The sequence below is a fragment of the Arcanobacterium sp. (ex Cirak et al. 2026) genome (assembly GCF_053585065.1).
Genome location: NZ_JBQJCE010000001.1, coordinates 63,698 through 78,570 on the forward strand (window position 1 = coordinate 63,698; position 14,873 = coordinate 78,570).

The 14,873-nt window shown below is 53.8% G+C and carries 7 protein-coding genes; 3 read left to right on the forward strand and 4 right to left on the reverse strand.

All coding sequences use genetic code 11. The features are described 5' to 3' along the window. Positions 1-2: 2 nt before the first annotated feature. Positions 3-3,176, reverse strand: a complete 3,174-nt coding sequence (locus ACTOVJ_RS00290) for a CshA/CshB family fibrillar adhesin-related protein (RefSeq protein ID WP_449504586.1) — start codon at positions 3,174-3,176, stop codon at positions 3-5. Between the two features lie 93 nt (positions 3,177-3,269). Then, on the reverse strand, positions 3,270-4,292 hold the full coding sequence (locus ACTOVJ_RS00295; protein WP_449503869.1) for an endonuclease/exonuclease/phosphatase family protein: 1,023 nt from the start codon (positions 4,290-4,292) through the stop codon (positions 3,270-3,272). A 341-nt stretch (positions 4,293-4,633) separates the two neighbouring features. Here ACTOVJ_RS00295 and ACTOVJ_RS00300 point away from each other — a divergent pair, with 341 nt between their 5' ends. Then, positions 4,634-5,701, forward strand: a complete 1,068-nt coding sequence (locus ACTOVJ_RS00300; RefSeq protein WP_449501403.1) for an EamA family transporter — start codon at positions 4,634-4,636, stop codon at positions 5,699-5,701. Positions 5,702-5,732: 31 nt separating this feature from the next. Here ACTOVJ_RS00300 and nrdG read toward each other — a convergent pair whose 3' ends face one another. Together nrdG and nrdD are read right to left on the reverse strand one after the other, a co-directional pair. Continuing rightward, on the reverse strand, positions 5,733-6,317 hold the full coding sequence (gene nrdG, locus ACTOVJ_RS00305) for an anaerobic ribonucleoside-triphosphate reductase activating protein (RefSeq protein WP_449503868.1): 585 nt from the start codon (positions 6,315-6,317) through the stop codon (positions 5,733-5,735). A gap of 34 nt (positions 6,318-6,351) precedes the next feature. After that, positions 6,352-8,694 carry an anaerobic ribonucleoside-triphosphate reductase gene (gene nrdD, locus ACTOVJ_RS00310; protein ID WP_449503867.1) on the reverse strand — a complete coding sequence of 781 codons (2,343 nt, stop codon included), beginning with the start codon at positions 8,692-8,694 and terminating at the stop codon, positions 6,352-6,354. Positions 8,695-8,972: 278 nt separating this feature from the next. On the opposite strand from nrdD, the gene ACTOVJ_RS00315 reads away from it, so the two are divergent. Beyond that, the gene (locus tag ACTOVJ_RS00315) at positions 8,973-10,370 is read left to right on the forward strand and encodes a PAS domain-containing protein (protein ID WP_449503866.1); all 1,398 of its coding nucleotides are present in this window, start codon (positions 8,973-8,975) and stop codon (positions 10,368-10,370) included. A gap of 90 nt (positions 10,371-10,460) precedes the next feature. Then, positions 10,461-14,816 (forward strand): DUF3418 domain-containing protein, encoded by a 4,356-nt coding sequence (locus ACTOVJ_RS00320; protein ID WP_449503865.1) that lies wholly within the window; start codon positions 10,461-10,463, stop codon positions 14,814-14,816. Positions 14,817-14,873 lie beyond the last annotated feature (57 nt).

Genomic DNA, 14,873 nt, shown 5'->3' on the forward strand with positions numbered 1-14,873 from the left:
CATCATGGCGTAGTTATCGCGTGGCTCCCCCCCTGACGATGGCGAAGGCTACTAATTCCCGCTATAGCTGAGATCAGTAGCGCAAGCATCCCAACGATGACAAAAACAATCGTGCTCAGCCCACCGGCCATGGGAAGGGAAGGAAGAATGTCTGAGGCTACTCTGACATTCATTAACTTTCCCGCATTTTTCCCGTTAGAAAGATCCGCTCGAACAATCTTTCCGAACAGCTTCTTGTCAGTCTTGAGATATCCGGTCGGAGCTTGGGTTTCCTCAATAAAATAGTCACCTATGAATGCATCGGGAATTGTGAAGTATCCTTCGCGCGGATCGATATCCGTCATTCCAGCACAGCCGCGAGGCTCGTCTGCTACACAATCTGAAATTTTCTCGCGAACAATATCTTCTTCAGTCGCCACACGCCCGGAGGTCCAGACTCGGAATTCGGCCCCGCCTAACGGACGACCGCTCTCGTCGACTTTCATCCATGAAAGAGTCGTGGGCTTAGTTTCATCGACACTATTTTCAACCGTCACCTGCGGCAATGGTTCCCCCACGAGGACTGCGCCAGCTGTGATCTGATTCGATGCCTTATATTGGACAGACTTCCAGCTATATGCACCATTTATTGATGGAGCAGCATCCTTCATCTTCTGCTGTGCAGATGAGGCGATCGCCGTCTGACTAACTCTGCAGTTCGATCCGGTCGGAATCGCATCTCTGCCTGGGTTGGAGATCCACACTTCATCTTTCGCAACCGGCCCCCATGTTCCCGAGATTTCTGCCGAGCCGGACACAGCTGTCGACGGCGGAGTGCAGACGAATTCACCTGAGAACCTCAGGGTATCGTCAAGTGTTGGCACGGAAGAGAGTGACGAGTCAAAGGTAACGGTTGGTTTGATAGAAATCTGTCCAAATACCTGATTCGACACCGAGCAATCCAGTATCGATGTTGGGGACATCGAAACAGTAAAACCTTGAGCTGTACGAGTTACCTCAGTGGACGACGGTGTTGGCCATGCGTAAGTCCCTGCTTGTTCAATCGTCCTGCCGTTCTTTGGGTCGCCAACGGGGATACTGTGCGTCCATGCAGCTTTCGAAGCAGTTGGCGTCATACACGATACGCCCTGCGGCCAGAACTGAAAACCTGGTTTGATCTTTTCTTCGGCAACAGTCACTTCACTTGTCAGTTCCTGACTTGCCTGGGCAGTGAGCTGCATGGGCAAATGATTGAACGCGAGTGGCCAGAGCACGCTTCCAGCTTCCGTGATGCCCACTCTTTCCTTGGATGTCGTCTGCGTAGAGGCAATATCAAGAAGTTTTACCTCTGCCTGTGCCGGAGATAGTGCGGAGGGAAGTTTCTGGAAGAACGTTCCGAGTGCGGAGGAGGCGGTAAAAGTAAAACCATCGTTTGTAGCATGAGGCATATCCCGCCCATCACTGCCCACAATGCGTTTGTGAACGCTCAAAGTGGGACGCACAAGAGTAACGGCATGATCTTCGACTTCACCACTTGTTACTAAGCCGGTGGGCCCAAAGTAATCAGCGCTCTGTGGATTGGATGACTGCAAGGTAGCAATCAAACGGATAAGGCTGCGAGAAATGGATGTTCCCGCCGGAGGAAGCATCCGTTCGTTGACGTCCCATTTAAGTGTTGCGCTCTTTGAGGTTGTGTCACATACGGCATCAGCACGCTCGGATTCAGAAAACCTTCCATCACTATTCCAGTCCAACCAAGCAGACACGTTGGTCGGACGCGCACCGGGAGCGGGCTGGCACGCGACGGTTTGTGTGAATTTTCCTGGCTGCGCAGTGACGAGTAACGGATGATCAAACACATCTTCGTCGTTGTATTGATCCTCGCTGGTTGAGTTGGTGAGATCGTCGTTTTTCAGCGTGGTCCATGAATCTTTGTTCGAAAAATGAGTGTCAATATCAGGGCCATTCTTCCCCAGGAAAGGAGGAGCTCCTTGCTTCACTTTGGCAAGTGGTTGCGAATCTGCCCTGACCATCGATTCTTTGAGGATGGACTCTTCATCCGAGATATCGGGCTGCGAAATAGCACCAGCTTGCCCGTACGAAGCTGGCCCATCCCCAACGTCCATACCAATAACGATGCCAATGGCAATATAGTTTCCAAAGCCACCCCGAAGGTCGATATATGCGCCATCTGTGTTACTTGCAAACATCGTGGCAAACGGTTGGAAATCACCAGACGAAACACCAGACGGAACGGTCATTTCTAATGCTTGTTCGGGGACAAGTGAAGATTCCAAGCTGGAATACTGCCAAAGGTTTTGGTGTCCTTGAGGAGAAATAAAAACTCGATCGTGGCTGCGTTGGGGGCCGAGACGAAGTTCCGTATGTGTTGGATCCCCTGGAGCATGGTGATACTCCAGGATACGCCAATTAACAGGCTTCGTTGAATCAATTTTTGACGGAATAATATAGGCGGATTCGCCTTTTGTCATCGTTTCTCCGTCAGCAAATACCATTCCATTGATCGGAATGGGGATGCGCGAATGATCCTTGTGAATAATCTCGGCACGGCATTTGACGTCAAAACGAATACGCCCACCACCTGCGCGACCAATACCAACGGGTAAGCCAGTTCGGCTCGCCTTATCAAAACGTTGATAGACGTTATCCCATCCATCACCACCACCTGATGCCGTCGTATATTGGCCAGGGATATGGATATTGAGCCATGAAATATTCGGAGCCGGCTTGCCATTCGCATCTTCCATCAAATTCGTCAGACTGCAGGAAGTAGCAATTTTCTTATCGCCAAGAGGAGTTTCACTTTGAACGTTATACGACCCTTTGTCCCATAATTTCGATTGGCGAATGGTTCCAGCATCTTCGCGATCCCAATTCAGTTCACCGTATGTCTTTCGACTTTCAAGAAGATAGCCTTCGGTCTTCTCCAAAATCCCCAAATCGGCCGGTGTAGCGCCTTTGGACCAATCAACCCAATCAATCATGCCCAGATATTTTGAACTGACGCCGCTCGGGTTCCCTTGAGGATCGACAGAACCACCTTCACCGAAAGCCGCATTGGCTTGAGGCTGGTGGATCGGCATCACTACGCTGGCTACTGCCAGCACCAACGTGACAATAATGGTGACAAACAGACGCCCGTGCCAGTGGTGAACTGCGTGGTCAAACAATAGCACTTTCCCTCTTCAGTACGCCCGAATCGGCATTTAAAGATATCTCGTTTTTGCAAAAAACATCATACCAAAAGAATCATCTGTTCCCCGACGAAATTACTTGATTGGAGCAAGCCTTACTAGGAGACCACGATGGTCTGAACCTCCGACTTTCACCAGGCGACCTTCAGTTCCACGGTAACTACCGTCGGTGAGCACGCGATCGATCGGAGCCGCAAAAAGTTCCGGAACCCAGGAAGGCCATGATCCTAGACCACCTGATCCGGCCTGCACACCGGCGTCGACACACTGGCTTCCCAAAGCGAGCTGATGATCAACAGTCGAGTTGAAATCGCCGGCCAAAATAAACGGACCCTTGGTCTCACACAACGAGTACGCTTGCGCAATTTCCTTACGCCAGCTTGGCATGAGTGAATAGTCGGGCGCTACTGGGTGGACACCAAAAATTTGTGGGCCGTGCCCATTGACGGGCGCCACCGAAACTCCAGAACGGTGCCCATGAGCGACGGAGGTAGTGTGATACTTCCCCAAGGCATCGCTCACCAACACCACTGTCGATTCGAACTCTGCATTATATTGTGGAGTTGAGGTGTTGAAATGTTGGAATGAATACCCAGATTGTGCAAGCTTGCCCACCAGCTCATTTCCACGGGCAGTAGATGTTTCTGGCAAGACAACGATGTCCACACCTTCGTCGGAGATCACTCGGGCAAGCTGATCCGAATCCGTGGCGCCACCCAAAGTGTTGTAAGTCAGTACCGTGATTTGCCCGTTTCCTCGCCCATCTATGCTGATTCCACGATCGGCGGCAAGCCGATCCGGGTTTGAACTTCCCCGCCACCACACAGTGCTTGCATGAGCCAGACCCACAAACACCAGAACGACAGCTAACGATGCTGCAATTCGTCCGGCATTAACAATCGTGTAACGAATAGCCCCAAAGATTCCGAGTATCAGGCCGACGCTGAGGAAGCCCACAGCCAGCAGCCCTCGCATTGCAATGAGTTGCGCAAGCGGAAACCGGAGTTCACCAGTTGACAGACCAAAAACATGCGGTCGAACTGAGATGATTGCTACGGCCGCTATCACTACCCCAATCAGGCCCCACACATACTTCACCCGAACTCCTTTCGACGCTCCACGTTCCATCAGCGCACTCATCTTCACCGTGCCTACAGGAAGGCACCTGGCAATTTCAACGAGATTTCTTCGACATCCTCATCCTACGGGGAGCAGAGGACAAAAATTCGAGTACACCCACCCCTGTGCAAAAGCTTGATAGGCGCCACAATACACACCTCAACACAGGCGCTACTCAACCCAAAAAGTAACGAATCAGTAATGCGATTTACCCGCGAAAGTCAAAGAAAATCTCACAAAATTGTCATGTGTCTAAACACACATGATGAGGGTCTTCTTACCACTTTCGTCCATCCGAAAAAACGCGTTCAATTGGAGCCATGTTTGCACACCGGTGGTTCGCTCCGCTCTTGGTCATTTTGTCCGCGCTCGCTTCATATACAGGCGCGGCTTTTGCTGTTGACCTCTTCGCGCAGATGAGTACACCGACAGTTGCTTGGGCACGATTTTTCGTTGCCGCAGTCATCCTGTGTGCATGGCGACGCCCATGGCGCGGCCGTACCGCCCGCGAATACATTTCACCGGTCATTTTTGGTGTAGTGATCGCCGTACTCACGTTGCTGTTCTATGCTTCAATCTCATTAATCCCGATGGGAGCGTCAGTCGCCATTCAGTTCCTCGGACCGGTGACCCTCGCAATGTTTACCGGACGCTGCTGGCGTATCCGAGCATCCGTACTGATCGCACTCGTCGGTGTTTTCATGATTTCTTTCGGAGGCTTAGACATCAGCGATCCGAAGATCCGCTACGGCATCCTTGTGACTCTGGCCGCCGGTACAATGTGGGCCGTCTATATTCTGACGGGCCGACGTATGGGCAACTCCGGTCACCCCCTCGATAACCTCGCGATTGCAACCGCCACAGCTACCGTCGTCACGGTTCCCTTCGCACCCGGTGCCGCTGCCATCGCTGTGTCGCCAACTCTCATCGGCACGATCCTGATTGTGGCACTCCTGTCCAACATCGTGACCTACGCGCTGGACATCATCGTCATGCCGCACGTCTCTGCCTCAATGTATTCACTCTTAGGCGCGCTCTCGCCAGCTACTTCTTTAGCTGTAGGCGTCATGATGCTCGGCCAGCGCCCATCACTTGGCGAATTCGCTGGGCTTCTCATCGTAATGGCCGCCGTCGCCCTCTCCGCTGGTGCTAGCAAGACGGCACCACAAGCCGGAGAGGTCGTTGCGGAAGTTGCCGCTGAGACTACCGCTCATGTTGACCCGGTTGAAGCCCTCACTGACTCTCACATCATTCCCTCGGCCACGAGCACCCATATCTCGCTCGTGCCGGTTCGGGAGCCGCGCCTCCGCCGCGCAATCGCCTCACTATCGAGACTTCGTCCAGCTTCACGTCGGACGATTCGTTCAGCAGCAAAACTGCCTCGCTAGCACGACACGGGAACTAGAACGCTGAGTAAACTCAGAACACTGAGTAGGGAACCACTCTTCCCACAGCGAGAGATGCCTGGATGTCAATAATCCGCTGGTTTGCCGATCCACGAAAGGCTAGCCCGGATATATGCTCGGCCTGAAGAAATGGACCATCAACGAGTACGTCGCTAAACTTCATCAGTTCCCGTTTGTCCGGTGTCTCATTCAACAGTGCTTCGAAAGTATAGCCAGTCCACGTCCAAATCGTCTTTTGAGCGCCAAATTCTTTTCGCAATCTGCGAGCAATCGGAAGAAGAGTTCCAGTGGCTAGCATGGGCTCACCACCCAAAAAACTCAACCCCGCAACATAAGGCTGGGCAACATCAGAAAAAATTCGGGCGTCCAATTCCTCGGTGTATTCCACCCCATACATGAAGGATTGCGCTGCTACGTTATAACAGCCCGGGCATTTGAATGGGCAGCCACTGACATAGATCGAACAACGCACTCCTTCCCCATCGACGAAGTTCATCGGCTTGTAATCAGCAATACGACCGCGCGAAAGCTTCTCCGAGCGCCACTCGCCACACTCCGGTTGGTGGACACCGGCGTCGTCAATCCTCATGCTGATCATTCCTCCTCACCGATCGTCCAAAGGATTGCCGCACCTACCTCTGGATGCGGCTCTCACCTTCCAGATGCTTCACGCGACTCGAGATTTCCTCCTGCCGGCCTGCCGCCATCGGACGCTTCATCGGATTGCCGAGGTAACCACAGGTTCGGCGCACCACATCACAGGTGTCCGGGTTGGTGTTGTGGCAATCCGGGCACGCAAATCCTTCAGAGGTCGTGGCGAATTCCCCTTCGAAACCACATTCGTAGCAGTGATCGATCGGGGTGTTCGTACCAAGATAGGCCACTCGATCGTAGGAGTAATCCCAGACAGCTTCAAGCGCACAAAGATTGTGATCGAGCTTGGGATATTCACAGTAATGGATGAAACCACCCTTGGCATAGTGCGGGTAGGGAGCTTCGAAATCGATCTTCTCGAACGGCGTGATCTTCTTGCGTACGTCAAAGTGGAAGGAATTCGTGTAGTACCCCTTGTCGGTGATATTCGGGATGTCACCGAACTTCTGGCGATCCAGACGCGCGAAACGATCCGTGAGCGATTCCGACGGGGTTGAATAAACCGAGTACCAGTACGGGCTTTGTGCCTTCCACTCCTCAGCATACTGAGCCAGGCGACGAACGATTTCGAGAGTGAACTCCTTGGCCTGTGGATCAGTTTCCCAATCCGGCCCATAGAAAGCGCACGCCGCTTCATACAGTCCGATGTATCCGATGGACACTGTCGCCCGATGATTTGCGAAGAAACCATGGACCGGCTCGTTCTTCCCGACTCGCTTCCCAAAGGCACCAAACTGGTACAGAATGGGGGCCGCTGCCGCAGTGGCATCTTCACAGCGGCGGGCACGGAAATCGAGAGCATCATGAATAATCCCCATACGCTCGTCGAAGATCTGCCAGAAGCGATCCTTCGATCCGGCAGCTTCAATGGCGATACGCGGCACATTCAGCGTGACCACGCCAAGATTCATCCGGCCAGCATTGACGTCCTTTCCAGTGGCTGGATCAACCCAGCGAGGTAAGAAGGATCGGCACCCCATCGGAGCCTTGTAATCACCTTCGATATCCACGATAGCGTCATAATTGAGAATATCGGGATACATGCGCTTTGCCGAACACTCCAACGCTAGTTTCTTGATGTCATAGTTCGGATCGGCAGGCGCGAGATTGACACCCCGACGGATCCCGAAGATCAGCTTCGGGAAAATCGCCGTGTGGTGTTGAGCTCCGATACCTTCGATTCGCACCTGCAAAATTGCGCGTTGAATTTCGCGCTCAAAACGGCCAGTTCCCAAGCCGAAACCAATCGTGACAAACGGCGTCTGTCCATTCGATGAGTAAAGCGTATTGATCTCATATTCAAGCGACTGCATGGCATCGTAGATGTCTTTGCGTGTTTTTTCCCATGCATAGTCCTGGCGCTTATCGGGAGCGACCCATTCTTCTGCGTCGGCACGATGCTTGTCGTAATTCATTTGTGCATACGGCGCCAGAACCTCGTCGGCGCGATCAACCGAACAACCACCGTACTGTGAGGACGCAACGTTCGCAATGATCTGTGTGATCTGAGCAGCTGCAGTATTAATTGAGCGCGGTGATTCCACACGAGCATTACCGATTTGAAAACCCTCAGCAAGCATCCCGGGGATATCGATGATGCAGCAGTTTGTCATCGGCTGGAACGGGCTGTAATCGAGATCGTGGAAGTGGATGTCCCCTCGCATATGCGCATTGGCGACATGCGATGGAAGGAGGTCGGCAAGTGCGTAGGCTTTCGCTACGGATCCAGCGGTCAGATCACGCTGGGTATTAAAGACGAGCGAATCCTTGTTTGCGTTCTCGTTAACGACTTCCGGTGCACACGAGAGCAGTTTTCCCACTTGAGTCTTAATATCTGTGGCACGCTCCTGTTCGGCTTCGACGCGGGCACGCCCGGCACGAAACGCACGTGCCACGGCACCTTGCCCGCAGGCTGAAAGCACACGCACGACGGTTTCTCCGATCGCCGACGCCGGCGGTTCAATCGTCCCGTGGGCTTCAAGTTCACTGATCACAGAGTGCGTCAACGTTGCCAGTGCTGCTGGGGTCAACGCGGCAGAATGCGTCACATGACGAGCCGCAGCAAACGACGCCCGTTCGATTGACGCCGCAACCTTGCGCGCTTCAAACGGCACAACTCGCCCATCACGCTTGTGGACATGGGTGATCCTTGCGTGATGTTCGAGGTGTTGTGAACCGAGCGACTCATGCGCAGTGATGCGAGTACCGGGATCATGCGCACGCTCACGTGCGATGCGTCCGCGGACGCCCTCGACACCGCGCATATCGCCATCTTTTGGCGCATTCTCTAGGTTCTGACGAATTTCGTCCAATACCGACATCTTGTGCTCCCTCCAATAAGCGAACACTAGATATAGTATTCCCACTCGCTACACAGCGGAGGAAAGCTCACCTCACCCCATCTGCGGTTGGGCGCTGCTCCGGGCGAAACACACCATAAATTCATCACGGCGTGGGCGTGTCTTCACAGTGCTGAAACACGCACCTGCATCGTCGGCAAATCCCACAAAGGACAAAATCAGCAAATTTTCCTCACCCCAAACACTAAATTAGACTTGGTTGACACAACTCACCACCACCATAACCACGGAAGGACACTATGACCGTCGAGCCCACTGGAGCACACCACGACGTTGCGCCTCATGAATTGTTCTTCTCGACTACTGATTCCAAGGGCGTCATTAAACTGTCCAATGGTGTTTTCACTCGTTTGTCACGTTATCCTCACGACAAACTCACCGGAGCGCCACACAACATTATTCGCCACCCAGCAATGCCTGGCGCTGCATTCAAAGCAATGTGGGACACGCTCGAAGCAGGCGAACCTTTCGCTGCGTATGTCATGAATCTCGCCGCCGACGGATCCCAATATGACGTGTTTGCCACCATTACCCCATTAAAAAACGGCGACTACCTCTCAGTCCGTAGCCGCCCATGTCGTGAGGATCTCTTCAACGCGGTACGAGGAATCTACGCTCACGTGCGAGTACATGAACACGATTTGCTCGACAGTGGAATGAATCGCCGCGAAAGCGCTGCCACTGCGCTCACCACACTGTCTAACAGCCTCACCGCCGCCGGTTTCCGCACGTACGAAGACTTCCAAAACCTTGCCCTTCCAGCTGAAGTTGCCGCACGCGAAGCCTCCACCGACGTCTTCCCCACACGCTGGGGAGACACCGCACTCCACTACATGTTGGGCAGTGTCTGGAACGAATTCGACACACTCAACACATGGATGAATCGCCAAGATCAGCTAGCGGATATGTCACAACGCCTCGCCGACGGTGCTCACACTGTCTTCGTTGACATGCGTGAAGTAGGCGAAGTTGCCGGTAAGTTTACCGCCCTCGGCACCACCTATCCCGCGCTGAGCTCTGTCATGGAACCACTCATGGTGTGGAACCAAATGCAGTTAATTGTGGGAAACTACCTCAGCACTCTCCTTGGACGAATTGAAGATCTACGCACAAATATCGCCCGCACCCGTTTCCGTATCGCTCTGGCTCGCTTACACTCCAACACCTGCGGTTTCTTCATTGCCGAGCTGATCGATGCTGGCTTCACACCGACGTCAGTTCCCGACGCCGACGGCTCAGCACCCAGCGGAAACGAACAACTCGAATCTCTCGAGATGCTCTCTGACGTACTCATCGACGATGTCGAAACGCTGGAGAAGTTCTCACGTCTGCACCAGAAGCTGATTTCTGACACAACCAACTATATTGACCAGGTTCTTTCTGGGGTGTCCATTCCACGGCAGCTTTTACAACTGTGGCAGAAGTCAGTGACAGATGTGGACATCCCTATTGAAGGAAAAGAATTAGCTGCCGTGGTATCTCGCGCAATCGACCACGCGGGAGAGTCCCTTCAGCGCCTCGAAAATTTCAAAAACGAGCTGGCATCTGCCGGAGAAACCCACGAAAATTTCGCTACATTGAAAGAAACCGTGGCACAGGTGCAAACCAAGATCCACGCAATGCGAAGTGATGACTGACGCTTGCCGTCGCACCCGCGAGGCATACGCAGAAGGCACCGAATTTTAACTCTTAACGCTACCGCCACTTTCGTGGGACAATGGCGGAGTATGTCTGAGCAAAAACCGAATCGCAATCGTGCACGCAAAAATCATCATCGAACCCACCGAGGCTCCCGAGCGCTCGGTGCCGCGCCACGCCGTCGCACTCCGAAACCATTCACGCCTGAGCAGATTGAGGCTCGCCGTTCAAGCGTTCCGGCGATCACCTACCCCGAACAACTCCCTGTTTCCTCACGGCGCAAAGACATTGCTGACGCTATCGCTCACCACCAAGTCGTCATCGTCGCCGGCGAAACAGGCTCCGGAAAAACAACACAGCTTCCTAAGATTTGCCTAGAGCTCGGGCGCGGAGTGAATGCCATGATCGGCCACACCCAACCGCGTCGTATCGCCGCGCGCTCCGTCGCTGACCGCATCAGCGAAGAGTTGGGACAGAATCTTGGCGAAACAATCGGCTACCAGGTGCGTTTCACTGAAGAGGTATCGGACAAGACACTCGTCAAACTGATGACGGATGGTATTCTCCTGGCCGAGATTCAGTCTGATCCCCAACTTCGCCGCTACGACACCATCATTATCGATGAGGCCCATGAGAGATCCTTAAATATTGATTTCCTCCTTGGATACCTGGCCCAGCTATTGCCGCAACGCCCGGATCTGAAGCTCATCATCACCTCCGCGACAATCGACTCCGAGCGTTTCGCTGCCCATTTCGGGCAGCATTCATCCGGCGCACAACGCGGTGATATTGCCCCCATTATCGAAGTATCCGGACGCACCTATCCGGTGGAAATTCGCTACCGTCCCCTAACTGTGGAGAGCGCAAGCGGATCAGTCGAAGAGAATATTGAGTTTCGCGAGTATTCCACCAGCCCCGACGGGGTGCACACCGACATCGATGCGTCCACTCGCCAGGATGCACCAGAACGCTTAAGTCGCGCCCAGTCCAAGGACACCACCGAAGCAATTGTGGACGCCGCTCGTGAACTCATGAATGAAGGTCCGGGCGATATTCTGGTGTTCCTCTCGGGCGAGGGCGAAATTCATGAAACTGAAAAAGCCTTCCGCGAGGAATTTGGGCAGCGCTATCTCGCCCCGGGTGAGAGCTCCCCACACCCGGGAGCTGTAGAAGTTGTGCCACTGTATGCGCGCCTGAGCGGAACTGAGCAACGTCGCGTGTTCCAGTCACACAAACACCGCCGCATCGTTTTGGCAACGAATATCGCCGAAACATCACTGACGGTTCCTGGAATCCACTATGTGATTGATCCCGGTTACGCACGTATTTCACGCTATTCGAATAAAACGAAGGTTCAGCGCCTTCCAATCGAAGAGATTTCTCAAGCAAGTGCGAACCAGCGAGCTGGGCGAAGCGGACGTGTAGCCGACGGCATAGCGATCCGTTTGTACTCTGAAGAGAATTTCACATCGCGCCCTGAATTTACTGAGCCGGAGATCCAGAGGACTGCGCTTGCGTCGGTGATTTTACAGATGGCAAGCCTCGGCTTAGGCGAAATAGACAAATTTCCTTTCATCGATCCGCCTGATTCGCGATCAATCCGCGATGGAATCACTCAACTCGAAGAAATCGGGGCATTAGAGCCCGGTCTACGCACACCTGTCCTAACCGATACTGGTCGTGCACTCGCCCGCTTGCCGATCGATCCACGTCTGGGCCGCATGTTACTTGCCGCCGTCGACAACGGAGCGACCTCAGAAGTTCTTGTGCTAGTAGCAGCAATGAGCGTGCAAGATGTCCGCGAGCGCCCGTCTGAGCAGCGTGCCCAGGCTGATCAGCTTCACGCACGTTTCACAGAGCCGAACTCCGACTTCTTGGCCTACTTAAATCTCTGGCGTTACCTACGCACTCAGCAACGTGAGCTTTCCGGTTCGGCATTTCGGCGAATGTGCCACGAAGAGTTCCTGCACTGGCTCCGTTTCCGTGAGTGGGCCGACGTCGTCGAGCAGCTGACCCAGTTGGCACGTGAGCTGCGGCTGAGCGTACGTCCCATCGCCTTGCCAAGCCGAGCGCAAATTCGCGCTGAACGCGAAACGGGCGACAGCTCGCACAATCAAGATGTGGCTCGCGCAGTGAAAACGGTGGGGCGATCGGCAGATGCTCCTGCTGCAGATGCTATTCACCGTTCACTCCTGACCGGTCTTCTCTCTTCCATCGGCACGTACTCCGAGCGCCACCGGGACTACCTCGGTGCGCGTGGTACACATTTTGTGATCTGGCCAGGATCGGGTTTGTACAAGCGCACTCCCGACTGGGTGATGGCGGCAGAGCTGGTGGAAACATCGCGCCTTTTCGCTCGGACTGTGGCCAAAATTGAGCCCGAATGGATCGAACGTATCGCCGGCACGCTGGTCAAAAAGCAGTATTCTGAGCCACACTGGTCCACGCGCCAAGGAGCCGCGTTAGCTCATGAAAAGGTTTTGCTTTACGGTCTGACTCTCATTGCGGATCGTAAGGTACTGCTGTCCAAAGTAGGCACACCAACGTCGCGCGAGCTGGCTCGTGAACTCTTCATTCGCCACGCTTTAGTTGAGAACCAGTGGCGCACTCATCATGCCTTCGTCAAGTACAACAAAGAACAGCTGGCTCAGGCACATAAAGTTGAAGAGAAATTGCGCCAAGTCGGTATCGTGGCAGATGAAGCGGCACAGTTTGCCTTCTTCGATGAGCGTATTCCTGAGTCAATCGTGTCAGCGCGTCACTTCGACTCGTGGTGGAAGAAGGAACGCACCGTTCACCCTGAGCTGTTGAACTTCACGCAAGAATTCTTGCTCGGCGAATCGAGTGCATCGGAGGAAGACTTCCCTGTTGAATGGGCGCAAGGCGATATTACGTTGCCGATTCACTATTCTTTTAACCCCGGTACTCATTCGGATGGGTTAACAATCGATGTGCCCGTCACCCTCTTACCTCAATTACGCGACACAGGTTTTGATTGGCTCGTTCCTGGCTTACTCCCCGAACTTGTCACGTCCACGATTCGAGCATTACCCAAGCCGATACGCCGCCATCTTGTGCCTGCTCCCGATGTTGCTCGACAGATTCTTGAGATCCTGCCAGCATGGGACGATGTGGCACACGGACAAGAGGGAGCACCGAGTTTCAGTAAAGCATTCACTGACGCGGTCTACCAGCTACGACGCATCGATATTACGGATGCAGATTGGGAGAAGGTGATGCTTCCGGCGCATTTGGACATCAATTTCCGTGTGCGTTCGGAGCGAGGAGCCGTTCTTGACGAGTCTACGTCGATCACACATCTTCAAAATGCACTTGCTCCACAGACACGCGGAGCCGTGGAAAAGGTCGTCAAGAGCGCAGTGGCGCAAGCACTTGAGGAAGCGCGCGCAGGATTACTTGATTCTTCCCCGATAACCGATGAGTCTGCTGCACCGTCGTTTGCCGGCGCAGATCAGCCCCTTTCTACCTGGCCACAAGTCACTAACGGTGTAATTCCCGAAGTCATTGAGACTTCAGGGCCACACGGAATGGTAGTCCGCGGATATCCAGCACTCGTCGAAGTACCCGGCAAAGCTGGCGTGATCATCACAAGCGGACAGAAAGCGACATCCGGCGAGCAGTCACTGGCTGGTGCCGATGGTGTCACCGTGGAGTTGCACGTATTGGCGGAGCCAGCTGAGCAAGTTCGTGATCATCGACTCGGAGTGATTCGCCTTCTGGCACATGAGGTGGCTCTCCCCGAAGGCCGAGTGAGTTCACGTTGGACAGGCAGTGAAGCTCTGGCAATGTCTGCAACCCCATATCCTTCCACATCGGCGCTCGTCGCTGATCTGCAACTCGCTGCGACGCGTAACTTGGCCGAAAAGTGGGCGAAGGAAACCAAGAATAAGCTTGGACGGTTGCGTGACCAGCAGCTATACGAACAACTTCGCGTGTGGGTTCGCGATCGTATCGAAGATGAAGTGTATCGAATCGTTCGTCTCTGCGTTCGTATTTTTAGCGCCTGGGGTGAGGTGGAATCTGCGGTACGGGTGAGCACATCGGTAGCCCTTCTGGCCACAGTTTCGGATGTGAAAATGCAGGTCAAGGAGTTAGTGTACGACGGCTTTATCTCTGCGACAGAAGATCTCCAGCTCGCTCAGTACCCACGATATTTAGCTGCGGCGACCCACCGTATCCATAAAGCTGCGTCGAATCCTGCTGCTGATGATGCTCTGGCCTGGCAGATTCAGAACGTGAGCGAGAAGCTTCAGCGAGAGCAAGCGACCTTTGCTCAGGGGCCGTGGAACGCGGCACGTGCTGGAAAGCTTCGTCAAGCCAAATGGATGATTGAAGAACTGCGAGTATCGTTGTTTGCGCAGCAGCTGGGAACCCAAGGCAAAGTCTCAGTCCAGCGTATTGAGAAAGTTCTGCGAGGGGTATAGATGATTGGCCGCATCACCGGTTGTTTCTTGGCCGCATCACCGGTCTGGGATCTGATT